This is a genomic window from Acidithrix sp. C25 (assembly GCF_904848545.2).
Genome location: NZ_CAJHCI020000002.1, coordinates 1,274,381 through 1,297,602 on the forward strand (window position 1 = coordinate 1,274,381; position 23,222 = coordinate 1,297,602).

Genomic DNA, 23,222 nt, shown 5'->3' on the forward strand with positions numbered 1-23,222 from the left:
GAGACTCACAGTCAAGGAGTGGCCGCTTCGCCGCTGATACGTTTTGCTCCTCATGTGGTAAAGATCGAAGGCGAGGACGCATCTCTTCGTGGTCCAATGTTGCAATCTATCCCAATTCCGATATCTAAGTCGGAGTTTCATAAATCTGGGATGTACCTTAGGATTGCTGCTTTTTTAATCCTACTTTTGGTCATTCTGGGGGTTGGAGCCTATGGCATCAACTCCTATGTGAACGGAAGTTATTTTGTCGGTGCTTCCAATACCTCTAATGTTGTGATCTATCAAGGTCGTCCCGGGGGAATTTTGTGGTTCAAGCCAAAGGTGGTTGAGGTTGAAAAGATCAAACTGAACGCCTTGCCCAATTCGTATGTAGTCCAAATAAAGGCCGGTGTGGCAGAGACCTCTCTCTCGGCTGCGCGAAACTATATCAGTAATTTGACCTCCCAGGTTAGGAGTTATTCCGCCACGACTTCAACTCTTTCCTCAACTACTCCGACATTGGTTAGCGGAGGAGGATGATGGAGCGCAGAATTCGCCTTCTTGGAATCTTCTTAATGGTCTTGTTTCTGGGTCTATTTGTTCAGTTGAATAGAATTCAATTTTTGGATGCAAGCTCTCTAGCTAACGCTCCAGGAAATTCTAGAAATATAACAACTCAATTTTCACAAAACCGGGGTGCAATTCTCACCGCAGATGGTGCCGTCGTGGCTGATACAGTTAAATCTACTGACGTCTATAAATATCAACGACAGTACCCCAACGGGCCACTCTATGCCGATATCAGTGGTTATGATTCAATTCTGTACGGAAAAGATGGAATTGAAGCATATTACAACTCCTACCTAACGCCTCATAGTGTAACGCCTAACTCTTTGTCATCTCTGTTAAATCCAACGACAGCTCCCGATAATGTCACCTTAACTATCTCTTCAAAGCTCCAAAGCGTGGCCGCTAGCGCTCTGGGTAAGTTGCGCGGAGCTGTTATTGCGATTGATCCATCTACGGGTGCGATATTAGCGATGTATTCGAATCCATCGTATAATCCCAATCTGCTTTCGTCGCACTCTGGAACGACCGAGACGAAAGCTTGGAATAGCTATATTAAAGATCCCAGCCAACCTATGCTCGCCCGAGCCTATCGACGTAGATATCCTCCAGGGTCAACTTTCAAAATTGTAACTTCATCAGCGGTTTACGATCACAATCCATCTCTTGCCGTCAAGTCTTATCCCCATGTAAGTTCGATTGCTCTTCCAGACACTACTAATCGACTCCATAACTATGCCTATGAAGTCTGCGGTGGCCAAATTGGAATCTTGTTGGCGGTTTCATGTGATACCGGCTTCGGCCAGATCGGATTAGACCTAGGTGCTTCTTCTCTGGCAAGTGAAGCGAAGTCATTTGGTTTTAATCAAACACCGCCCCTTGATCTCTATGGAGTAGCATCGGCTACCTTTCCTTCGGCAGCATCTTTTTCCACCAGGTTACCGACGCTAGCCTATTCAGCGATCGGTCAGTATGACGTGGCAGCTACTCCACTTGAGATGGCGTTGGCAACTGCTGGCATAGCTAATCATGGTGTAATTATGGCGCCGCATTTGATGAGTGAGATTACTGGTCCGCAAGCAAACGTTGTCAAGAAATATCAAAATCATCCGTGGTTGGTAGCCACCTCGGCCGCGACAGCCGCCAAGGTTACTTCGCTAATGGAAGGCGTGGTTCGATTTGGAACAGCCGGTGGAATTGCAATACCCGGTGTTGCAATTGCGGCTAAAACTGGGACGGCTCAGCTAAACTTGTTGGCTTCGAACCAGTCAAGTCCAAATGGAAACGATAATTGGATGGTTGCATTTGCTCCAGCTAATCACCCGACGATAGCCGTCGCGGTGGTCGTTCCCGCACAACCAGGTATGAGTTCGAATTCAACTGGTGCTCAATACGCGGGACCAGTAGTCAAGGCTATGTTAAGTGCAGCTGTTAATCCAGTTCGGTAGTTGGAGGGTAAACAGAAAAGTGGCTCAGCCTTATGGAAGTCGATACGAGATCGTCGACAAGATTGCCCGTGGAGGAATGGCAGACGTTTTTCGTGCCCGCGACCTGCTACTAGATCGTTTGGTTGCCCTTAAGGTCTTATTTCCGGAGTTGAGTACGTCTAGTGCGTTTGTGGAGCGGTTTCGACGTGAAGCAACAGCCGCAGCGAATCTTAGCCATCCAAACATTGTCTCAGTCTTTGACTGGGGGCGCAGCGAGAACTCCTATTTCATAGTCATGGAGTTGATTGAAGGAGAAACGCTCGGATCTTTGATCAGAAAGAGCGGTACGCTTTCGTTTGATTATGCTGCAGCTATCGCTGCGGATGTCGCTTCCGCGCTTAGCTATGCCCATCGCCATGGTGTGGTTCATAGAGATATCAAGCCCGGAAATGTTCTAATTACCTCGGATGGTCACATAAAGGTAACTGATTTTGGGATCGCTCGAGCCCAGAGTGCCAATGAAGATCTAACTCAGACCGGATCTGTCATGGGGACAGCGACTTATATATCTCCAGAGCAGGCCGAAGGTAAGGTTCTAGATGGCCGCAGCGATGTTTATTCACTTGGGGTAGTTCTATTTGAAATGGTCATTGGCAAGCCGCCATTTAGCGGTGATTCGACCGTTTCTGTGGCGATGAAGCAAGTCAATGAGCCCACTCCGTCGGTGTCAAGACTGCGGAGTGAGACTCCGGCTGCTTTGGTAGCGATAATTGATAAAGCCTTAGCCAAAGTCCCTAATGATAGATACGAGACGGCTCAGGATTTTCGAGCTGATTTGCTTAGGTTTATCCAAGGGCGTCCTGTCGATGCGGCACGAGATCGAGTTATGCCTGACTATGGCGATACCACTACGGTGATGTCTGAGGTTTCAGGTTACTCTCAAACAACTATGATGGCCTCGAATGAGGCTGAACGAACGACCATAATTCCTGTAATTCCGGCTCCGCCAAAGAGAAGGAGAGAAAATACAGGGACGGTGGTAGCCATTTTGGCAGCGATCATTGTCCTTGGCCTTTTTTTCTTTTTGTTTAGGTTGGTTCAAGGCCATAAGAGCAATAACCCCTCTACCACTAATACAACCCTTGCTTCGGTATCGGTTCCTAGTGTGGTAGGTGATACGCTTTCTAGCGCAACGACTTCTCTTGGAGCGTCGCACCTGCGCTTTAAAATAAACTACCAACAGTCAAGTTCGGTGCCATCTGGAACCGTGCTCTCTCAATCTCCGGTGGCTGGTTCATCAGTTTCGAGTGGGACCAGCGTCTCAATACAGGTTTCTTCAGGGGCAGCCTTAGTAACGTTGCCAAATGTGACCAATCAGACGATTGGCAATGCAGAATCTCAGTTAGTACCCCTTGGCTTTTCAATCACTACAACATATGTAAATTCATCTAGCCCTAACGGGACGGTAATTAAACAGAACCCTACTGGAGCCTCTAAGGTGCCAGCCGGATCAACGGTTACTTTGACGGTATCTAATGGTCCATCGACCATTAGTGTCCCAGATGTGACTGGTAAGCCTTCTGCACAAGCAGCTAACGCTCTTGGAACTGCTGGTCTATCCCTTGGGAATACAACCAATCAATCTTCCAATTCGGTTCCAAATGGCGACGTGATCTCAACAAATCCACCGGCAGGAACCGCTGTGGCGCCGAACTCAAGTGTGGATATTGTGGTTTCAACTGGGCCGGGAAGCCCAGCTACAACGACGTCAACTACAACCACAGCAGCCACTACGACCACTACCGCAGCTCCAGCAACCACTACGACCACTACCGCAGCTCCAGCAACCACTACGACCACTACCGCAGCCGGATAACTGCTATTTCAAACTAGCTCATGGCGGTATCTTGTCTTTTTCAAGGTGCCGCCATTGAGATGAGAAATTATCTTCAGCTATGATCGAGGCGACGTTGTCAAAAGAGGTGAGCTTTTGAATTTTCGCTTTCCCACCTTAATGGCAACTTTAGTGATTAGTTTGATCTCGTGGCAAAGTTCTAGCTTGTAGTTGGCGCAAGGGAGAACTTTCTTGCAATTGTTAGGAAGTTCGAAATTAGCTCCTTGCCAGATTCGCTAAAGATAGATTCAGGGTGAAATTGTACCGAATGCATGGGATAGATACTATGGGCCATTGCCATTATCAATCCATCAGAGGTCGTGGCCGTTACGATTAGATTATCTTCAGGGATAGAGGCGCCATCTACGATCAGTGAGTGATATCGAGTTACCTTTAGTGGGCTTTTAATTCCCTCGAAGATGCCGGTGCCACTATGGTTTATCATGGATGTCTTGCCGTGCATTGGTATTGGCGCGCGTACGATATTACTTCCAAATGCTTGTCCAATTACCTGGTGGCCGAGACAAACACCAAAAATTGGAGTTGTTGGGCCAAGCTCGACGACCAGATCAAGCGATATCCCAGCGTCGATTGGACTGCCTGGACCAGGAGAGATTACGATTCCGTCGTAATTTAGATCGGCAATTTCCGAAACTGATATTTGGTTATTACGTACTACATCTACGCAAGCACCAAGTTCTCCGAAGTATTGAACTAAATTGAAGACGAAAGAGTCGTAGTTGTCAATCATGAGAATTCGCGCGGGATTAGACATGTTTAGATCCTAACGTGAGATCTTGTAGCGAGGGACTCTAGGCATTGATGAAGATGATTAATTTCGAACGAGAGGATTTTATTAGATGGCACGAACTCGCAAAGGGCAAACTGTTGGGGCTAACAAAGGGGGTCATAACGTCTCTTCGAAAAATAGGTCCACGACCTCCTCAAAGCGCTACACGCCTCCAATTCCAACTTCGCAAAAGAAGTCTCCTCGATGGATGGCCTATCTTTTGATATCATTTTTGATTCTTGGCTTTATTTTCCTCTTTGTCAACTATTTGGGAGTTCTTCCTGGAGGGGCTTCTAATTGGTACCTACTGGTTGGACTGGTCTTTTTGGCTGGCGGTTTCTATATGGCTACGCGATATAGATAGGTCAATGGCTATCACAATCACTGAAATTGGTAAGTGGCCCTAAAGTCGATGGTACGATTAGGTTTATTTAGGTGCTAAATGAATTTGTTCTTGACCTTGAGACCCTAGCTAAGCGGCCCTATCCAGGAACGACTGTTCCAATCTCTCCTACATTTTCAAAGAATTCGCCATATCTTTACTTTTTGATGGCGCGATCCAGCGATTCGAATAATCTTTCGCTTTGTCGAGGAGATCTAGATGGCGGCGGAGTCGAAGTCTTGATCGATGGTGAGGATAGCTCCGCCTTACCAACTTTAGCCGAAGAGCTAAGGAGAGAGAGGCTACGTCTTTCGGGTAACGGCGTGAGTGGATTTGTCCTCTTTGAATCCGATACCAAGTCGCTTATTTTGGTGAATGTTGGTGGCCACTATCTAATCTACGATCCCGATCTCGCCCGAGTCAGTTACGAGTTTGAAGGTGAATCGATTGAGCGAATTGAACTGGATCTTGACAATGATGCTGCGGTATGCACAGATGGAAAAAGACTCTATCGGGTTGATCTATCTGGGGGTGAATCGACCACAATCGATGAAGTCAAAGGTGAGGGTCAACTCATTGGGGTAGCAGAATTTGTGGCCCAGGAAGAGCTTGATCGACTCGAGGGCTTTTGGCTTTCTGGCGATGGACGTCGCATCGCATACTGCGTTGTGGACCAATCGGGAGTCGAGCCATTTTGGATATTTCACTATGGAGCCAAAGAGATTCGAGCTGAAAGTCATCGCTACCCTTTTGCAGGAGCGCCAAATGCTAAAGTTGGAATCTTGATAGACGAGGTGGAGTCGCTAGGGGTAAAAAAGGGTAGCCCAAGAGCAATTGACTTAGAGACCGACAGCGAGGACTACATAGCCAAGGTCTCTTGGTTAGATTCCAAAACGCTCTTAGTTGCAACATTAAATAGGAGACAGACCACCTTAACCTGGCATTTTGTTGACTGTGATACAGCAGCTGTGGTGGCGCGGATAGAAGATAAGCTCGAGCCTTGGGTCAATTTGCCCTCAAGTGTGCTTCCAATTGATGCGAACCGCTTTATTACAACTACTGAGCGTTCGGGATTTAGTCACGTCGCGATCTATAACTCGAATGGCGTGGTCGACCAGGTCACATTCGGAGAGTGGATGGTGACCTCTCTGGTTGACTTCGATCCGGAGAGCGGCTACATCTATTTCGTAAGTACAATAGTGGATCCCTGCGCTAGAGACCTATCGAGAGTGCATATATCTGGTGGAGCGCCAGAACTTATGACCAGCGGCGAGGGCGTCCATGACTGTGTTGTATCGATTCAAAACAGAGCATTTTTAGATATCTATTCTTGCCTATCGCACTCCTATATCTCGCGCGTGATGAGTTTCGACTCCGAAGTCCTTCTCGACCTAGGCGACGAGCCTCTAACGCCACAGCAACTCGCACTAACATCACCTCTGCGTTTTGAATTTGACGCCGTTGATGGAACCAGATTGATTGGCCATCTTTACCTTCCTGGGGATCGAAATCCTAGGGGTCTGCCACTTGTGATCTCGGTTTATGGAGGCCCACATGCCCAGCGGGTGACCAATTCATGGAGTTCTACTATAGATTTAGAGGCTCAATACTTAGCGTCTAGGGGAGTCGTCGTAGCCAAGATTGATAATCGAGGTAGCTATGGCCGGGGCCTAGATTTCGAGGCGAAACTTAGTCGAAAGTTCGGAACGATCGAGCTTGAGGATCAGATTAGTGGTATTGACTATCTAAGTGAGCGATTTGGGATTGACCCGAATCGTGTTGGGATCTATGGATGGTCTTACGGAGGATTTATGACCCTTAGTGCACTGACCAAACATCCAGATCGATTTATAGTAGGGGTAGCAGGTGCCCCAGTTGTGGACTTTTCCTTCTATGACACCGCCTATACGGAGCGATATATGGGAACCCCCGTGAACGAGGGTCCCGCCTATGAGATAGCCGATGTGACTAACTACGTCGAATCATTGAAAGGAAAGCTCGCTATTATCCACGGACTTATAGACGAGAACGTTCACTTTAGAAATACAGCGTATTTCCTAGAGGCAGCTATTGCTCACGGAAAAAAAGTAGATCAGATGATCCTGCCACAGTCACGCCATATGCCAAGAGGGCAAGAGACTTTGCTTCAAATTGCTCGGATGAGGACTTCATATCTTTTAGAAGCATTGACCTAGGAGGCAATTGAGCTAGTGGATTTTTACCTTTTTGGATATTAGGTTCTGCCCTCAAGCCATGTAAGTTACAGCAACCGCAATGAGAGTCAAAAGATATCACCCGAAATAATTGATTTTGAATTGTATAATTGTCTCCAGGAGTTGGTCCTGGGCAAGATCGATTATTGCTGGCGACAGCGATAATCTCGCTCAATAAGAGATTCAATAGATCCTGAAATAGCCCGAAAATGGAGAAAAAGAAACCTCCAACTTGCCAATTGAGGCTCGATCGAAAGTTGATCGGTATTGGTCAAATTTATTTCAAGTTGGAGGTTCTGCTCTTTTGTCTACTCGCCCATAAAGATGCCTTTTGGGTGGGTAATACGGTGGTGACTATCCTAGTCTCTCAATGATGGTTGCATTGGCCATGCCGCCGCCTTCGCACATCGTTTGAAGGCCATATCTTTTATTTGTTCGCTCAAGTTCGCACAATAGAGTAGCCAAAAGTTTGGTTCCCGAGGCCCCAAGTGGATGGCCCAGGGCAATTGCGCCTCCGTTGACATTTACTTTGGCCATATCTGGATGAAGCTCCTTCTCCCATGCCAGCACTACCGAGGCGAAGGCCTCGTTTATTTCAACGAGATCTATGTCGTCCATCGTCATCTTTGTTCGCTCTAATATCTTTTTGGTAGCTGGGATCGGACCTGTGAGCATTGTGACTGGATCTACCCCAGCCAGCGAAAATGAGACAAAACGTGCTCGTGGAGTGAGATTTAGTCGACTAGCCATCTCTTCGCTCATAATCAGAGCAGCCGAAGCTCCATCGGTAATTTGAGAGGAGTTGCCAGCTGTTACCTTGCCATTTTCTTTGAATGCGGGTTTGAGATTGGCTAGGCCTTCCATGGTTGTGGCCCTGATGCCTTCGTCGGAGCTTTGAACTTCGCCAGTTAGATTGCCTTCGCTATCTTTGATTTCGATTGGAATGATTTCACGATCGAACCGTCCTTCTGCTCTCGCTTGAGCAGCAAATGTTTGACTTCGCAAGCTGTAGGTATCTAGATCTTGTCTTGAGAGGTTCCATTGGTCAGCGATCATCTCTGCAGAGATGCCTTGGTTTACAAGACCTCCCTGCTCGCGGTAGCGATCTCCAACCATTGGGCCAAAGGGCTTACCGGGACCGTTCATAGCCGACGATCCCATTGGCACTTGAGACATCGCTTCAACCCCGGCGGCGATTACTATGTCATGGAAGCCAGAGATAATTCCTTGAGCTGCAAATGCAGCAGCTTGTTGTGAGGATCCGCATTGGCGATCGATCGAAGTGGCACATACTGACTCTGGAAAACCCGCTGCCAAGACAGCATTTCTGGCGACATTTAAACTCTGTGCTCCAACTTGCATGACACATCCCATGATGACATCTTCTATTAGAGCTGGATCTATGTCGTTTCGTTCAACGAGCGCCTTAAGTACTTGCGCTGCGAGATCCGCTGGGTGCCAACCAGAGAGTTTTCCATTTCGGCGTCCACCCGGTGTTCTAACTACGTCCACAATCACTGCATTGGTCACAGTATTCCTCACTTTTTAAAATTCTTTGTTTGCCGTGTTTTAGTTTGACCTCAAACTATCTTAAAGTTACCAGAATTACCACCGTTTTTTACTCCAAATGAGCCATGTGCATGCATTGTGAGCTAACTTTTCCAAATGGGACGGAAGCGATCTGTCAAACTCGAGCTAAATCAGAAACTCGGGCTAAATGAGTCAGTGTCCACCGTTCTTTAAAAAGGGATCCGTTAATTCCAATTGAGTCGATAGCCGAATAAGGATTTCATGGGCAAGGATTCGCCAAAGACAACCGGGAGGTCCTTTAATTCGTCAAGGTCGTCTTTGTGAAGGAGACTACATCGATAAGTCCAAGATCTGTAATCCGTAGCTCCGGGATTACTGAAAGACCGAGGAAGGAAAGGACCATAAAGGGTGCTGGAAGGGTGATGCCAAGGGAACTGTGGGCTTGAGCTTCAAGATTTTCAAGTTCCGCAGCGATTTCGGTCGCCCTTTTTGTAGAGATCAAACCTCCGATTATAAGAGGTACGACTGCTATCACTTGGCCATCTAGTACCGCCACTTGACCCCCTCCTATCTCGTTTAGAGTCTCTATCGCTATTGCCATGTCGGATGCACCATTTTGAGCCATCGAACCCAGGACCATTATGTTGTGGGCATCGTGGGCGACAGTTGATGCTATTGCCCCTTGGGTGAGGTTGAAACCAGAGACAAGGCCAAGGCCAAAGCGCCCTGTTCCGCGGTGGCGCTCAATTACCGCTATTCTCGCACAGTCGGCGACCTGCGAACCCGATCGAACCAGATGGGTGGTGGAGAGTGAGTCGTGATGTACCCCGATTACTTTGTAGCTTTTGTCGGGATCAACTTCAATCTCAAAGTCTTCTTTGGTAAATTGCCTTGCAAGACGGACGCTCGATTGCATCCAGGATGGTGCCGGCCTCGAGGGGACGACTCCCTCTAAGATGGTGCCATTTTGAGCGACGAGGGAACCGCGAACGTAAACTCTTGAGGGTTTAAAGTCCACTAGGTTATCAAGAACCAATAGATCGGCTTGATAACCCGGCGCTAGGCTGCCCAAGTCGTGCAAGTTGTGGTATTGTGCGGCGTTGGTCGATCCAATTATTATTGCATCTTCGGGGGAGACTCCAGCGGCAACTGCCATAGCGACACAGTCATTGACATGGCCTCGCCTAATCAGGCTCGAGGGTTCGCGATCGTCGGTGCATAGGGCAATTCGATCGGTTCCACCGACTAGGACGGTCTTTATCAAATCATTGAGATTTTTACTCGCAGAACCTTCACGAATGAAGATCCACATCCCCTTCTGTCGCTTTTCGTGAGCCTCTTCAAAGGATGTGCATTCGTGATCTGACTCAACACCGGCCGTTAGATAGGCATCAAGAGACTTTCCGCGCACCATGGGAGCGTGACCGTCAACTCTTTTACCTTTGGCGCTGGCTATTTTTTTGAGCATAATTGGATCTCCGGCGATTACGCCGGGATAGTTCATGACTTCTGCCACCCCAATAGCTCCATAGTGATCCATTAGATCTTCTATATCTTCAACAGATATCTCAGCGCCAGGCGATTCAAATTGTGAAGCTGGAACACAAGATGATGCCACAACTTTGAAGGTGAATGGAAGGTCCGAGGCAGCGTCGATCAACTCCGCCACTCCAGGAATTCCAAATACATTTGCTAATTCGTGTGGGTCGGCCACCACCGCAGTGGTTCCTGCTGCTAGAACAAGAGAGACAAATTCATCTACCCAAAGTTTGGTGGATTCTAAATGCATATGGGCATCGATGAAACTTGGAATGAGGTAAGCGCCTGAGACGTCGACAACCTCTTTGGCGCCTCGGTCGCCCCAACCAACGATCGCACCGTCTCCAATTGCCAGCGAAGTCTCTACCCATTCTCTTGTGGCACTAGAAAATACCTTTCCACCGACAAGTAGGAGATCTGCCTCCACGTCGCCGCGCGCCATTGCAATTGCTAATTGTGATCTTGGTGTTCGTGCCATGGACAATATCTTATTGAGATGATTGTGGTGCTACCCAAAAAGACCGCCCTTTCCCGCGAAGATTTTCATATCTTTTACATTGGTATTTGCTTGTAGCTTTAGTGCTCGCAAGTTGTGGAATAGTCAGGTGAAAGATGCTAACGCTACCAGCTAGGGGTTTGAGGACTAGGGGTCGATGGTGGTTGAGTTTTTTGGTTGGATTCTACCCATTGATTTTAAGGCGAATCTTGAGGTTGACCTGTTTCGACCCACCTGCTTCGAACGAATAGGGATATAGATCTGGAGAGCTAGAGCATATGGGTCAAGAAAAAGCAGATAGGTATCTATGGTGCAATAGGTTTCTCTCTACCTATCAGCTTATGAGAGAGAGGTCATTTAGCGTATTGGACAACACAACTTGGACAGTCGTTGTATGTGACGATTCCAAAACGAAACAGGAGTGCGAATGCCTTGCAACCCAAGCAGTAACTAAAGAAGGCTTCCAATGCCGCGGCTATTCCAAGTAAGGCGAGGATGATCTGTGATGGAAGAACAGAGTGCGTAGCTAATGCAGCTATGGCTGCTGCTATGGAGAAGACAACGCCAATTCCTTGGGCGAATCGTTTGGGTTTTCCAGCCACAAGTTTCTCATGGTTGGGCAAGTTGGGAGCTACTAATTTAGTTGCTATCTGTCCTAGGATTGAGATCTTTGGTCCAGCGGCTAGACGAGCTATGAAACCACAGCAAAGGGGTATGAATAGCAGGCGATTGTGGGTTGTTATGATGAGCACAACCATGATCACAACTCCAAGCGCTACGCTTCGGGCGGCAACTTCATTTACCGGATCGGGAAAGGTAAAGAAGTTGGTTGCCCTTTTGGATTTTTGTTGTGAATCTAGAGTCTGGCGTTTTGGCAAAGCTGTTTCCTACTCATTTCGATGGCTCAAGGTCTTGACTAACCACTCTAATAGGTAATAGATGACTAAAGCTATCGGATTTATCGAATTTATCCCATTTGCCTCTACCGGACCAGTGCTACTTTTTATAGAACTTAGTCACGCCAAGGCATGGTTGTGGTTGAAGGGGAACTCCGTGACTGATACTGCCGAAATGTAATGCCTGATCCGTATTTCATTTAGCTTCAGTTTATTTTCATAATTTCATGAGAAATCGGAATGAATGGTGATGAATGAGCTTTGTTATACCTATACAAATCTGTGACTAGAGTCACGTAATTGGAGGTGCGCTATGAAAAGTCGCCGTCTATTTTCCATCGGAGCCCTCTCGAGTGTAGCTTTAGTAGCCGCCTCTTGTGGGTCCTCTTCTAGCAGTGCTACCGGTTCGTCGGTCGCTTCGTCTTCGCCATCTACTAGTGCATATTCAGCATATGGAGCGACTCCATCTACTACGGAGGCCTCTTCTGGGTCATTGGGCTCAGGGGTCAAGTTGACGACCGAATCTTCTAAGTACGGGTCGATCTTGGCACTATCTAGCGGGCAGACTCTCTATATGTTTACTCCTGATTCTGCCACCAAGGCCACCTGTACCTCTTCGGCCTGTTTGAGCGCTTGGCCAGCAGTATCTTCAGTGCATTTAGTAGTAGGTGTGGGTCTTAATAAGACCAAGGTTTCCTTTTTAAAGGAAAGCAACGACTCTTCCCAGGTTGTCTATGGTGGCCATCCGCTATATCGGTTTGCAGGCGATACCTCTCCAGGGGCAACCAACGGCCAAGGAGTCGTTGCTTTTGGAGGAACATGGTACGTTGTCTCGGCTAATGGAACGCCGATAACAACCCCTTAGCCCGAATCCACAGAATTAAACCAGCTTGAGCCCTTCGGTGTGAATCCAAGTCGGTTTTTTGGAACTGATTTAGGTTTGACGGAGGGTCTATGGCTTAAATCTGGTTTCAGAGTGCCAAATATGACCTATTCGCTTTGTGATTGAGCCTTTTTGGTCATTTTTGAGATTCTGAAATCTCATTTTGGCCATAGTGACCCAATCCCTTGTCTTCTAGAGCAGTTCCTTAAAGTAATATTCAGTGTGTTAGGTAACCAGATGTTCAGGTGATGGCGATCTCAAACTTTCTGATCCGATCAAGAGCCTCTAAGAACTTATCCTTATAGTGCCAGTGTTCTTCAAGATGCAGTATTACTTTTCTAGCTGAACGAGTGATATGTCCTGCGATCTGAAAGTAACACCGTCGAAGCTTTGGTGTGGTTATTACAGTTTCTGTAATAGCACCTATTCGCGCCAGGTTGTGCAGTTGCACCGTGCCAGGTTGTGTGCAGTTGCACCGTGCCAGGTTGTGTGCAGTTGCACCAATAACTAACCAGACCAGAGCTAACCAGACCAGAGCCAACCAAACGGCATTAGCGTTCATGTAACGTCTTGTAAATCTTTTGCAAATGCGCAATTTACTGTATTTGACGGTATTTCACTTCTGCTACATCAGCTCCACCTTCAAGCCAGTAGGGAATTGAAGTCCAGGCATCCTCTTGGATATCGGAGATGATACCTTTTAGTCTCTTGGACATCCGTGTTGTAATAGAAAAGCGAACATCACCCGCACTAGCTGCGTCTCTAACGGCTCTTGAGAAGAACCCAGAGTCAAAACACATGGTTATTTCACCAGTTGCTCCGGCGGCTCTGGCATTGTTGATTACCTGAGTTACAAATTCTCCGGCACCACGAGCGGTATTGGCGTTGCCTTCACGTGTCACTATTCCAAGAATGTCACCTGTTTTACCAACAGCTGCTTTACCAACAGCTGCTAGGTGTGGGTGATACCCCCTTAGGTTGGTATAACCAAAGTAAGCTCCTTCTTTTTTGTTTCCATATACCTGACATATCGTGGAATCAACATCAATGGTGAGCGGCTCATCACCTGGACCTGCTCCAGCTAGCCAGGCTCGTTTTAGCAACAAAGCTGCAACTCGTTCAACATCTGCGATGTCACTGGTCTCAAAACTACGCAAGAAGACACCAAACCTAGATGGTGCTGGCATTATCTGACCAAGAATCACTTGCGCATTTGGGCTTTCAAGGATTGCAGTGTCATCAATGCAATCACCACCGGCCAAAATAGATGCGATGCAAGATAGATGCAATGATAGCCATAGCTTTTCTGCCAACATTTGCTCGTCCAGGACGATCCTCTAGGTCAATGTGTAAATCAAAGAGATCCCTAAGGCCAAGTTTCTCAGCAAGGGTGATAGGGAGTATTAACCCACTGTTGGAAACTGCGTTCGAATCGTCAAAGGTGACTATCAAACACTCTAAAGCACTAGCAGATGCTCGCATCTAAAAGGTGCTCCTTGAACTGATGGATTTGAATTGTATTCAAACATCATTCCACGAGTTCAGAGCACCCTTTCTATGTCTAAATCAAAGTTGAGCGGCTAAATTTTCGGTGGATCCAGGCTTAAGGGCAATTATGCCAACGGAAGCTTTCTGACTAAGTCGGCGGGCGCTATGGTTAGATCTAGCAGAGGGCTCAGTGTTGGATGAGAGCTAGCTTCCAAGGCGAGTTTTCCCGGTCGGCCTTGTGATTTTTGGAATAACAGACCCCGATGTTCCTTCAATGGCGTCTTTGTGGAGAGGAAGACAAGTCTTTGCAAAAAAGGTTGTCAGCACCCCAAATGATCATGCGAGTAAAGTCAAGAGTAAAGACAAGACTTGATCTAGGGTCGCACCTAGTGGTTGGACATTGTGAGAGCCTTTGGTTGATTGGGTATTTGTCCAACTGGGTCACAACTTTATTATTGATTTAAGAGCATAACTTTGATTGTTGTCATCTCCCATGCGATCGCGACCGCCAGCGTCGATTGAAATGTGGTCCTTTGTCTCATGGATTTTTATCAAATCGCTACTATCTTGACTTATAGATAATTTTTGAGCTGAGGTTATATTTTGGTCAAGGTTGACACATCTCCAGCACGTGGCATGCGTGATCTTTTGCCGAGCGAGGTCGAAAGTCGATCCAAAATTGCGGAGGTAATTCTTAGAACATACCGTGAGCATGGATTTAATCAAATAGAGACTCCAGCGGTGGAAAACCTTGAAAGATTGATCGGTTCGGGCGGCGGAGATAATGAAAAGCTTGTCTTTAAGATCTTAAAGCGCGGTGAAAAGCTAAGTGACCTAAGTGACGAAGGGTCTTTAGCTGATTTGGGTCTACGGTTCGACCTCACAGTTCCTCTTGCCCGATATTATGCCCAAAACTTCTCAAAGTTGCCATCGGTCTTTCGATCGATCCAGATTGGCCCAGTTTGGCGAGCCGAGCGGCCACAAAAGGGGAGATTTCGACAGTTTGTTCAGTGTGATATCGACATAATTGCCGAGCCTAATGTGACGGCTGAACTCGAGTTGATTTCCACCTCTTTAATCGCTACGTCGCGACTAGGCATTAATGATTTAACTCTTCGATATAACCATAGAAAGTTCTTGGATCAGCTTCTGCCCTGGAGCGGTGTGGCGCAAGGGTTGATCGGAGCCGCCTTGATTATCTTGGATAAGCTCGACAAGATTGGGGCCGATGGAGTCTCGCGCGAACTCATAGAGTTGGGCGTAGATGAAGCGGCGACCTCTAAGTTGGTTTCTACCCTGTTGGAGATCTCCACAAGCGACGCGTTGCCCCATGGTCTATTTGAGGAGATGAACCTCTCGGAGGCGGTTCAATCTGAGATTTCGGCGATCGCAAGTTTAGGCCACAATGGACGTTTCGGCGATGTTAGGTTTTTGTTTGATCCGACTGTAATTCGGGGTATGGGTTATTACACAGGTGCCATCTTTGAGTTAGGAGTCTCTGAGTTTGGCTTTTCGATTGGCGGCGGTGGTCGATACGACAATATGTTGGAGCGCTTCGGACGCCCAGCACCAGCTTGTGGTTTTTCTCTAGGCTTTGAGCGGATAGCGCTCTATCTTTCAGAACAAAAATTTGAGATTCCAGATGTAAAACCGCTAGTTCGAGTACGTTGTGAGAATTGGGCTAGCTATGGCCTTGCAAGTGAATTTGTCGATCGTGCGATAGGAATGGGCGCAACCGCTCAAATTGAAGGCAGTTCTCGTAAGTTGGAGTCGGCGCTTAGAAGCTATCGAAGTGACTATGACGCAAGGGATACAAAGCCGCCCTGGGAGATCTTGATTGAGGTGGCCCAAGATGCAAATCGGATCCATCGAATCGGTGGTGAGGCCCCGGAATTTGATATTTCCTTTCGGTCATAAGCCGTTAAAGATGAATTTATAGCCTCCAGAGATCCAATGGACAAGACCTCTAATAGGAGATTTTGAGCTAGTTTGTGATTCTTATCCTGGATTTTTCATTGGTGACGGCTTCCGCGATCAACCTTAAGCGATCAACCGCAAGAGACAATCAACCGCAAGAGACACAGGTGATTTCCACGTCTAGTGCTTATTAGGTCAGTGCCAATTGGTGCCCGGGTGAATGATCATATAATTAGATCACTTTTATGAGTTGATTCGATTTCGGTCTTCGATTGCCAACCTGATTGGAAAAGATCGTAAATTTATTGTGAGTTAACTCGGTTAGGCTCATTTGGTGTGTCAGGTTCTTCGCGTCGAACAGTTGTTGTAGCTTTTATCTCCAATCTAGGTATCGTCATCGTAAAGCTGGCTGCGTTTTTGATTACGGGGTCAGCATCGCTATTCTCTGAGGTCTTGCATTCCACGGCGGACACTACAAATCAGGGTTTATTAATGGTGGGCCTTGAACGATCGAAGCGTAAGGGAGATGCTCAGCACCCCTTTGGTTATGCGACCGAGCGTTATCTTGTTGCCTTTGTGGTTGCTATTGTGCTTTTTGGGCTAGGGTGCCTAGCCTCTCTTTATGAGGGTATCACCAAGCTTGTTCACCCCCACCCTGTTGGTTCGCCCCTGGTCGGTTTAGCCGTCTTGGTGGCGAGTCTTTTTTTAGAGAGTCTTTCCTTTCGTAACGCAAAAGGCGAAGCGGCCCATGACCAAAGGGCCAACGAGTCGATCTTCAAATTTGCACATCGAACGAAAGTAGCAGAGATACCACTCGTTCTCTTCGAGGACCTAGGAGCAATCGCTGGACTTTTAATAGCTTTAATTGGGTTGGGCGCAAGTGCAATCACAGGAAATGATCGCTTCGATGCAGCAGGGTCGTTGTTGATCGGAATACTTCTAGGTGCAATTTCGATATTTCTAGGACTGGAAGTTCGGAGCTTGCTGATTGGTGAGTCGGCGGATCCTCTGGTCGAAGAGGCGATCCGAGTCGCAGTTTTGGAGAGTGATCACATAAGACGTGTCATATATTTGATGACGATGCATTTAGGGCCAACCGATCTCCTGGTGGCAATCAAGGTAGCATTTGATGGTGATTTAGCTTTTTCAACGGTGGCCGATGAGATCGACTTGGCCGAAGTGCGTTTGCGTGCCGTGGTACCTTTTGCCCGGTTGGTCTTTGTCGAACCAGATATTTGGCGAGAGAATCAGGACAATAAGTAGTGAGAACTTCTCGTCCCTCGACGATTTTGCCTCAACGAACCTCGATGATGGCTATCGCTTAAAACCCAGGAGTCATGTATCTTTAGATGAAGTATCAACGCCCACCAAAACATAGGTGCTACTAGGTAAGTGGCGGAGGGAGTGGGATTCGAACCCACGGATCTTTTGGATCAAAGCATTTCAAGTGCTTCGCATTTGTCCGCTCTGCCATCCCTCCGGAGTACAATCTAATCAAAAATTGCCCTGAATCCTGTCAATTATTTTGTTAATCCATATCCTTGATGGGTCGCTAGCGTCACTTTCCAAAGGCAAACCTTTAGGATCTGTCATGTTGGGAAAGCTGCCTAGAAACTTTATCTCAGGTAGTTTTCGCTTTAAACTCATGATTGCGTCAGTCACTATTGGATCGCTCACGTGGCCCTCTAGTTCAATGACAAAACAATAGTCTCCAAGGCCCTCCTTCGAAGGTCGTGATTCGAGCTTTATTAGGTTTACGGTTCGTGCGTAGAATTCGGCAAGGATTGAAAAAAGAGAACCGGGCGTATCAGAGAGTTGGAAGCATACCAAAGCAGTTTTGTCGTGGCCGCTCGAGGGCGGAATGCCATCTTTTTGGACAAGAAAAAAGCGAGTCTGGTTGCCCTTGTGGTCTTCGATGTTTTCGGCTATTACCGAGAGGTCGTAGATCTTTCCAGAGACTCTTGGGGCGATCGCTCCGATCGCTCCATCGTTCTTTAGAGCCACCATCTTTGCCGCTTCGGCAGTTGATGTGCTTGCATTTGTAACGGCATTTGGAAGGTTGCTAGAGGTGAATTTCCTACATTGACCAAGTGCATGGGGATACGACCAGATCTCTTTGATATCGGATAGCGTTGCGCCCCGAAGTCCCAAAAGTTGAAGGTGGATGTCCAAAATAACTTCTCGAACTATTGTGAGATCGTAATCAAAGACCAGCGAGTCGATCGTGGCTGACACTGTGCCTTCGATGGAGTTTTCAATTGGTACGAACCCTAAGTCGATCGCGCCAGAATTGAGCGCATCTAAGACGGAATCGATAGTGATGAATGGAATCAGTTCGAATCCCAAGAGGTCTTTTTGAGAAAGAAGAGCCTCTTCTGTAAAGGTACCTTCGGGGCCTAGAAATCCCAGTCGCTTATTTGGATAACCCATAGATCTAATTTACCCTAGTGACCATCGATAGGCACGTTCTTTCTCAGAGCAATAGTTGTTACGTCGGTCCAGTTCGATAAGGAGATCTTGGCTTAGCACAGGTGAAATCTAATCAATGGCGCTGTGAACCACAACCACGCGCCACAACCACGCGTCGTAACCAAGGCAATAGCAGTGGAGTCAATCGGCGCAATGAGATAACGGATGGTTTTTGCTATAGGGGTGATTTGAGCCCTAAGTTAGATGTGGTCGGTCCTTTTCACCCAGGGGCGAGGTTGATATGGTTAGGCTCCAAGATCTATCTTTTTGTTGGTTTTTATCTTTTGTGGCCACGTGAAGCATTGCGAGCGCAGTGACGTATCTTGTAAGTGACGGATTTAGATCCATTTTGAACCAACGGGAGCGCAATCCCCTTCCGTAAGGGCGGGGAGGTTCACGTTCAATTTGCTAATTCGCATAGCATGATTGAGATAGTTAGACAGCGTGTTGGCTCTATCGATAATTCGAAATTTTATCCAAGTTAGGAAATAATGTCGACAGGTGATTTTGCAGAAGTTGATCATGGCAGGTTTCCCCGAATTGGCCTCCCTGAGGCGATCTATGGCCCAGGTAAGACCGAAAATCAAATAGTTCAGTTGGCCATGGAGATGGACGCACAAGGACAAGGACCGGTTCTAGTTACTAGAGCAAATTCGGCGGCGGTCGCTAGCCTTCTTCGAGCCTTTCCTGGTGCTATGGTCTATCCGGGACGAGATCAGTTTCCAGATGCTCTAGCGACCGTTGTAATTGCAGCTAATGATAATCGGCCCGAGAAGGTTGGAATCGTGACGGCCGGGACGACCGATCTTGTGGTGGCGAATGAAGCGGCCGGTACGCTTAGCGCGTGTGGAATCGGTTTTGATCTGATCTGTGATGTTGGTGTGGCGGGTATTCACCGGTTACTTTCTAAGATCGATCAGATTAGAAAATTTGATGTAGTGATCGTGGTGGCGGGCATGGAAGGTGCTATTACCTCGGTTTTGGGTGGGTTGATCTCTAATCCGATTATCGCGGTTCCCACCTCTACTGGCTATGGAGCCTCTCAGGGTGGCCAAACGGCAATGATGGCGATGTTGGCCTCATGTGCTCCTGGTGTGAGTGTGGTGGGTGTTGACAATGGCTTTGGCGCTGCCTGTGGCGCGATTCGAATAATCAATTTGTTGTCAGCTAAACACCAAGAGCCCCAAGAGATACCAACAGTTGTGGAGCATCAAAATTGAAGGCCCTTCGGTTGTGGTGTCCGTCGGGACTTTCTGGAGATATGTTCGGTGCCCTCTGCTTTGACCTTGGTTTGGAACCAAAGATCGTCAATGACGCTATTGGCGCCTTGGGGTTGGCGGGTGTTGAGATCATCGTTAAAAAGGTAAAGAAGGGTGACTTTTCAACTACCTCGTTTTCGGTAATGGCCCAAACGGTGCAACCTCCAAGAGCCTTGGATGATATCCTCAAATTGGTTCAACAAAGCGGTCTATCTCTTGGGGTTATCGAAGGATTCTCAAAAGCCATTATTCGCCTTGGTGAAGTTGAGGCGAAATTGCACGGAGTTGCGCTCGAAGAGGTCGTCTTTCATGAGATCGGTGCTTGGGATACAATTGTTGATCTTTTGGTGGGAGTGATCGCACTCGAGTACTTTGAGGTGGAGGGGGTAATAGTCTCTGACCTCGAAGTAGGGGGAGGGCTAGTTGCCACCTCTCATGGGGTGCTAAATCTGCCATCACCAGCCACTCTGGAACTTATTTCACGCTTTTCCTTCACTCAAGCGGTGAGAGGAAATGAACTTTTGACCCCGACCGGAGCCGCTCTATTATCCGTATTTGCATCTGAGCCATGGCCAACGATGGCCTTTAGGGCGCAAAAAATCGGATATGGAAGTGGGACGATTCACCTGGAAGATCGTCCCAATATGGTAGTGGGGGCCCTTGGAGAGGCCACTACCCCTGGCCAGAGATACTCCTATGGCCAAGAAATTGCTGTCAGTGGCTCTAAGGCCAAGGGGGATGGTTCGCATGACTATCCTTCTAGCTTTGAAGTTGTCTGCCTGCTTGAGACTAATATTGACGATCAAAGCCCTGAGACTTTGGCTTCAGTTGTTGAATTGCTTATCGCAAAGGGCGCGATTGATGCGTGGGTTAGTCCGATAGTTGCGAAAAAGGCTCGTTCTGGCTCTTTATTTAGCCTGATCTGTAAGGTTGATGAGGCGGATAGGTTCTCCAGAGAGATCTTTGCCTCGTTAGGGACTTTAGGGATTAGGCGTTCTATGGTAGATCGAGAGGTCTTGGCAAGATCCTTTATGCAGGTGGAGCTATATGGAAGGTTGATCTCGATAAAGGTAGGACCCTTTGCCTCCAAGATTGAAGCGGACGATCTGTATTCGCTTGCTTTGATCTTGGACAAGCCATTTCTTGAATTGAAGCGAGAGGTCGCTGCGGAGTTTTCTAGATGTCATCCAGGACTGCCTTTTCCAGTTTGAGTTTTTGGAGCGATGGGCACGCAAAGGTGCCGTTCTTAGGTAAGAATAGAAGTTATGAGATTTAGACAACTGGGAAATAGTGGTCTGACAGTGTCAGAGGTCGGCCTTGGCTGCAATAATTTTGGAGTTCGATGCGACTTAGAGACAAGTCGTAGCGTAGTTGATCGTGCCATCGAGCTGGGTATTACATTTTTCGATACGGCTGACATCTATGGAAATCTTGGTGGTTCAGAGACCTTTTTAGGAGAGATCCTCGGCCCACGGCGCGACTCTATCATTTTGGCGACAAAATTTGGAATGTCGATGGAGACGGGCGACATTGCGCGCGGTTCAAGGCGATATATCAATAAGGCATTTGAGGCGAGCCTGCGCCGGCTAAAGACCGACTACATCGACCTCTATCAGATCCATGAGCCAGACCCCAATACCCCTTTGGAAGAGACCATGGCGGCACTAGATGAATTGGTCAAGCAAGGCAAAGTTCGCTATGTGGGATCGTCTAACTTTGCAGGCTGGCAGATCGCATCGTCAGACCATATCGCCCGTGAAAGAAATTACGAGCGTTTTATCTCAGCTCAAAACCACTATTCGCTTTTGCATCGTAAGGTTGAAGATGAGGTGATACCTGCGGCAAAAGCATTTGGAGTTGGGATTCTTCCATATTTCCCGCTTGCCTCAGGACTGCTCACGGGTAAGTTCAAGAGGGGGGCCGAGGCGCAAAAAGGTACAAGGCTTGCCTCTCGTCCAGGTGAGTTTGCGCGGGCTAATTTTGACTTGATTGAGGAGTTAGAGAGCTGTGCCAGTCAATTTGAGATGGAACTGATCGACCTAGCTTTTGGGTGGCTTTTGGCAAATGAGGCAGTTTCGAGCGTTATAGCAGGAGCTACCTCTCCAAAACAGGTAGAGCGAAATGTGAATACCAACAAAATTATCTTGTCCAAATCTCAATATGATGAAGTTGCCATAATCTTGGCAAAGTCCTCCAATTGAGCTATAAATTCACCCCCCAATGCTCATTAGGTTTTACCTGGTTTGGCGTTGGTGACAAGATCTTTAGCTTTTAGGTTCTTAGTTATTTCGGCATCGGCTGATAAATTTGGTGGTTTGTCTCTTGAGTGCAGGGCAATTAGGCTCTGAGAAACCCCGGTATTGTTATTGGATTAAAAGGTGTTCTAGATTTATTTAGAGTGTAATTAGGAGGAAACCTTGACCTTAGATCCCGGAATTCAATTCGTGCTCGACCAACTTGGTGCTCTTGAGGAAGTTTCACCAGGTGAGATATCACTAGAGGAACAGCGCAGAAACTTTGACAACCTCTCTCAGCTCGGCAGCGGCCAGAGCGATGGTCTAGAGAAGAGTTACGATATCGAAATTGGCCTAGTGGGTCGAACTCTTAGGGCCAGAGTCTATGTACCGGCAAATCGAATTGGAAGGGGTCTCGGAGTCTATTTTCACGGAGGTGGCTTTGTCTTAGGTTCGATCGAATCTCATGATGGAACTGTTGGACAGCTGGCTGTTGCTGCTAAAACTATGATGATCTCGGTCGACTATCGACTTGCTCCTGAGAATAAGTTCCCAGCCGCCGCTTTAGATGCTATTGATTCGATTAAATGGATTCGAAGCAAAATCTCAGAATTTGATTGCGATGAGAGTTTAATTTTTCTTTTAGGTGATTCAGCCGGAGGCAACCTTGCAGCTGTCTCCTCGAACTACTTGAATTCGCAGTCTGACTTTGTAATATGTGCCCAGGCGCTAATTTATCCTGCTGTATATTGGGATGAGACATATTCGCTGACCGCTTTTTCAGAGGGATACTTTTTAACTGCAAGTCAGATGGATTTCTTCAATCGAAGTTATTTAAAGGATGAGACGGATCTAAAAAACCCGCTTTTGAATGCCTATATCGATGAAAATCTAAGGAAGTCGCCGCCATCTTTGATAGTAACGGCCGAGTATGATCCACTTCGAGATGGTGGGGAATTGTATGCAAAGGCACTGGTTGAATCCGGCGTCTGTGTTACAAGCCATCGTTATTTGGGAATGATCCATGGGTTTATTTCAATGGCAGGCTTTGCCCCAGGCGGAGCCCAGGCGCTATTGGACATTGGTCAATATATAGCTGGATTTGCCCAATAATTTTTCAAATGAGAGATAAGCTTCCCGCTTGAGTTGCACCGTCACCTTCGAAGTGTCATCTTGAGATCGGTACCCCAAGGATTCGTGACTGTCACTACTTGTCGCAGAAAATATTCGATATCTGCTATAGAGGTAGTCGTCGGCCG

The 23,222-nt window shown here is 47.4% G+C and carries 20 protein-coding genes and 1 tRNA gene; 12 read left to right on the top strand and 9 right to left on the bottom strand.

Going from position 1 to position 23,222, the window contains the following annotated elements; all coding sequences use genetic code 11:
* Positions 1 to 515 precede the first annotated feature (515 nt).
* Positions 516 to 1,994 (top strand): peptidoglycan D,D-transpeptidase FtsI family protein, encoded by a 1,479-nt coding sequence (locus ACIDITHRIX25_RS98750; RefSeq protein WP_201733531.1) that lies wholly within the window; start codon positions 516 to 518, stop codon positions 1,992 to 1,994.
* Positions 1,969 to 3,849, top strand: a complete 1,881-nt coding sequence (gene pknB / locus ACIDITHRIX25_RS98755) for a Stk1 family PASTA domain-containing Ser/Thr kinase (protein ID WP_249685759.1) — start codon at positions 1,969 to 1,971, stop codon at positions 3,847 to 3,849. The genes ACIDITHRIX25_RS98750 and pknB overlap by 26 nt, the downstream gene beginning before the upstream one ends.
* Before the next feature lie 178 nt (positions 3,850 to 4,027).
* On the opposite strand, the gene ACIDITHRIX25_RS98760 is transcribed toward pknB, so the two are convergent.
* Positions 4,028 to 4,642, bottom strand: coding sequence for an anthranilate synthase component II (locus tag ACIDITHRIX25_RS98760; RefSeq protein ID WP_201733532.1), 615 nt, complete (start codon positions 4,640 to 4,642; stop codon positions 4,028 to 4,030).
* A gap of 85 nt (positions 4,643 to 4,727) precedes the next feature.
* Here ACIDITHRIX25_RS98760 and ACIDITHRIX25_RS98765 point away from each other — a divergent pair, with 85 nt between their 5' ends.
* Together ACIDITHRIX25_RS98765 and ACIDITHRIX25_RS98770 are read left to right on the top strand one after the other, a co-directional pair.
* The gene (locus ACIDITHRIX25_RS98765) at positions 4,728 to 5,021 is read left to right on the top strand and encodes a cell division protein CrgA (RefSeq protein ID WP_052604452.1); all 294 of its coding nucleotides are present in this window, start codon (positions 4,728 to 4,730) and stop codon (positions 5,019 to 5,021) included.
* Positions 5,022 to 5,092: 71 nt separating this feature from the next.
* Complete coding sequence (locus ACIDITHRIX25_RS98770; RefSeq protein ID WP_201733533.1) at positions 5,093 to 7,234, top strand: S9 family peptidase; 2,142 nt, start codon at positions 5,093 to 5,095, stop codon at positions 7,232 to 7,234.
* Between the two features lie 372 nt (positions 7,235 to 7,606).
* Here the strand turns inward: ACIDITHRIX25_RS98770 and ACIDITHRIX25_RS98775 are convergent, their stop codons facing one another.
* From ACIDITHRIX25_RS98775 to ACIDITHRIX25_RS98785, 3 genes are all read right to left on the bottom strand, one after another.
* Positions 7,607 to 8,782, bottom strand: a complete 1,176-nt coding sequence (locus ACIDITHRIX25_RS98775) for a thiolase family protein (RefSeq protein ID WP_052604450.1) — start codon at positions 8,780 to 8,782, stop codon at positions 7,607 to 7,609.
* A 298-nt stretch (positions 8,783 to 9,080) separates the two neighbouring features.
* Positions 9,081 to 10,799, bottom strand: a complete 1,719-nt coding sequence (gene ade / locus ACIDITHRIX25_RS98780) for an adenine deaminase (protein ID WP_052604449.1) — start codon at positions 10,797 to 10,799, stop codon at positions 9,081 to 9,083.
* 371 nt (positions 10,800 to 11,170) lie between these two features.
* Positions 11,171 to 11,695 (bottom strand): DUF4395 domain-containing protein, encoded by a 525-nt coding sequence (locus ACIDITHRIX25_RS98785; protein ID WP_201733534.1) that lies wholly within the window; start codon positions 11,693 to 11,695, stop codon positions 11,171 to 11,173.
* A 61-nt stretch (positions 11,696 to 11,756) separates the two neighbouring features.
* Between ACIDITHRIX25_RS98785 and ACIDITHRIX25_RS98790 the strand changes: the two genes are divergently transcribed.
* On the top strand, positions 11,757 to 11,894 hold the full coding sequence (locus tag ACIDITHRIX25_RS98790; RefSeq protein WP_160291711.1) for a hypothetical protein: 138 nt from the start codon (positions 11,757 to 11,759) through the stop codon (positions 11,892 to 11,894).
* A 132-nt stretch (positions 11,895 to 12,026) separates the two neighbouring features.
* Positions 12,027 to 12,578 (top strand): COG4315 family predicted lipoprotein, encoded by a 552-nt coding sequence (locus ACIDITHRIX25_RS98795; protein ID WP_052604447.1) that lies wholly within the window; start codon positions 12,027 to 12,029, stop codon positions 12,576 to 12,578.
* Positions 12,579 to 12,837: 259 nt separating this feature from the next.
* Here the strand turns inward: ACIDITHRIX25_RS98795 and ACIDITHRIX25_RS98800 are convergent, their stop codons facing one another.
* Genes ACIDITHRIX25_RS98800 through ACIDITHRIX25_RS98810 form a run of 3 tightly spaced genes read right to left on the bottom strand, consistent with a single transcriptional unit; the run spans position 12,838 to position 14,078 of the window.
* Positions 12,838 to 13,158, bottom strand: a complete 321-nt coding sequence (locus ACIDITHRIX25_RS98800) for a hypothetical protein (RefSeq protein ID WP_201733535.1) — start codon at positions 13,156 to 13,158, stop codon at positions 12,838 to 12,840.
* Positions 13,159 to 13,192: 34 nt separating this feature from the next.
* The gene (locus ACIDITHRIX25_RS98805; RefSeq protein WP_201733536.1) at positions 13,193 to 13,885 is read right to left on the bottom strand and encodes a transposase; all 693 of its coding nucleotides are present in this window, start codon (positions 13,883 to 13,885) and stop codon (positions 13,193 to 13,195) included.
* A complete protein-coding gene (locus ACIDITHRIX25_RS98810) occupies positions 13,845 to 14,078 on the bottom strand; it encodes a hypothetical protein (RefSeq protein WP_201733537.1) in 234 nt (77 codons plus the stop codon). The genes ACIDITHRIX25_RS98805 and ACIDITHRIX25_RS98810 overlap by 41 nt, the downstream gene beginning before the upstream one ends.
* 609 nt (positions 14,079 to 14,687) lie before the next feature.
* Here ACIDITHRIX25_RS98810 and ACIDITHRIX25_RS98815 point away from each other — a divergent pair.
* Positions 14,688 to 16,001, top strand: coding sequence for a histidine--tRNA ligase (locus tag ACIDITHRIX25_RS98815; RefSeq protein WP_201733538.1), 1,314 nt, complete (start codon positions 14,688 to 14,690; stop codon positions 15,999 to 16,001).
* A 336-nt stretch (positions 16,002 to 16,337) separates the two neighbouring features.
* Complete coding sequence (locus ACIDITHRIX25_RS98820) at positions 16,338 to 17,264, top strand: cation diffusion facilitator family transporter (RefSeq protein WP_201733539.1); 927 nt, start codon at positions 16,338 to 16,340, stop codon at positions 17,262 to 17,264.
* Positions 17,265 to 17,394: 130 nt separating this feature from the next.
* On the opposite strand, the gene ACIDITHRIX25_RS98825 is transcribed toward ACIDITHRIX25_RS98820, so the two are convergent.
* Positions 17,395 to 17,481: transfer RNA gene (locus ACIDITHRIX25_RS98825), tRNA-Ser, on the bottom strand.
* 14 nt (positions 17,482 to 17,495) lie between these two features.
* A complete protein-coding gene (gene pheA / locus ACIDITHRIX25_RS98830; RefSeq protein WP_201733540.1) occupies positions 17,496 to 18,431 on the bottom strand; it encodes a prephenate dehydratase in 936 nt (311 codons plus the stop codon).
* A 530-nt stretch (positions 18,432 to 18,961) separates the two neighbouring features.
* Between pheA and larB the strand changes: the two genes are divergently transcribed.
* The 4 genes from larB to ACIDITHRIX25_RS98850 all read left to right on the top strand — a co-directional run bounded on the left by larB (position 18,962) and on the right by ACIDITHRIX25_RS98850 (position 23,076).
* Positions 18,962 to 19,690, top strand: a complete 729-nt coding sequence (gene larB / locus ACIDITHRIX25_RS98835) for a nickel pincer cofactor biosynthesis protein LarB (protein ID WP_201733541.1) — start codon at positions 18,962 to 18,964, stop codon at positions 19,688 to 19,690.
* A complete protein-coding gene (larC, locus tag ACIDITHRIX25_RS98840) occupies positions 19,687 to 20,940 on the top strand; it encodes a nickel pincer cofactor biosynthesis protein LarC (RefSeq protein ID WP_201733542.1) in 1,254 nt (417 codons plus the stop codon). The genes larB and larC overlap by 4 nt, the downstream gene beginning before the upstream one ends.
* Before the next feature lie 54 nt (positions 20,941 to 20,994).
* A complete protein-coding gene (locus ACIDITHRIX25_RS98845) occupies positions 20,995 to 21,930 on the top strand; it encodes an aldo/keto reductase (RefSeq protein ID WP_201733543.1) in 936 nt (311 codons plus the stop codon).
* A 216-nt stretch (positions 21,931 to 22,146) separates the two neighbouring features.
* Positions 22,147 to 23,076 (top strand): alpha/beta hydrolase, encoded by a 930-nt coding sequence (locus ACIDITHRIX25_RS98850; RefSeq protein WP_052606858.1) that lies wholly within the window; start codon positions 22,147 to 22,149, stop codon positions 23,074 to 23,076.
* Positions 23,077 to 23,222 lie beyond the last annotated feature (146 nt).

What these genes read in the sequence shown, in the direction of transcription:
- ACIDITHRIX25_RS98795 (WP_052604447.1), top strand. Translation starts at nt 12,027, where the DNA reads ATGAAAAGTCGCCGTCTATTTTCCATCGGAGCCCTCTCGAGTGTAGCT.
- ACIDITHRIX25_RS98760 (WP_201733532.1), bottom strand. Translation starts at nt 4,642, where the DNA reads ATGTCTAATCCCGCGCGAATTCTCATGATTGACAACTACGACTCTTTC.
- pheA (WP_201733540.1), bottom strand. Translation starts at nt 18,431, where the DNA reads ATGGGTTATCCAAATAAGCGACTGGGATTTCTAGGCCCCGAAGGTACC.
- larB (WP_201733541.1), top strand. Translation starts at nt 18,962, where the DNA reads ATGTCGACAGGTGATTTTGCAGAAGTTGATCATGGCAGGTTTCCCCGA.
- ACIDITHRIX25_RS98800 (WP_201733535.1), bottom strand. Translation starts at nt 13,158, where the DNA reads ATGAACGCTAATGCCGTTTGGTTGGCTCTGGTCTGGTTAGCTCTGGTC.
- ACIDITHRIX25_RS98765 (WP_052604452.1), top strand. Translation starts at nt 4,728, where the DNA reads ATGGCACGAACTCGCAAAGGGCAAACTGTTGGGGCTAACAAAGGGGGT.
- ACIDITHRIX25_RS98750 (WP_201733531.1), top strand. Translation starts at nt 516, where the DNA reads ATGATGGAGCGCAGAATTCGCCTTCTTGGAATCTTCTTAATGGTCTTG.
- ACIDITHRIX25_RS98845 (WP_201733543.1), top strand. Translation starts at nt 20,995, where the DNA reads ATGAGATTTAGACAACTGGGAAATAGTGGTCTGACAGTGTCAGAGGTC.
- ACIDITHRIX25_RS98790 (WP_160291711.1), top strand. Translation starts at nt 11,757, where the DNA reads ATGACTAAAGCTATCGGATTTATCGAATTTATCCCATTTGCCTCTACC.
- ACIDITHRIX25_RS98810 (WP_201733537.1), bottom strand. Translation starts at nt 14,078, where the DNA reads ATGCGAGCATCTGCTAGTGCTTTAGAGTGTTTGATAGTCACCTTTGAC.
- ade (WP_052604449.1), bottom strand. Translation starts at nt 10,799, where the DNA reads ATGGCACGAACACCAAGATCACAATTAGCAATTGCAATGGCGCGCGGC.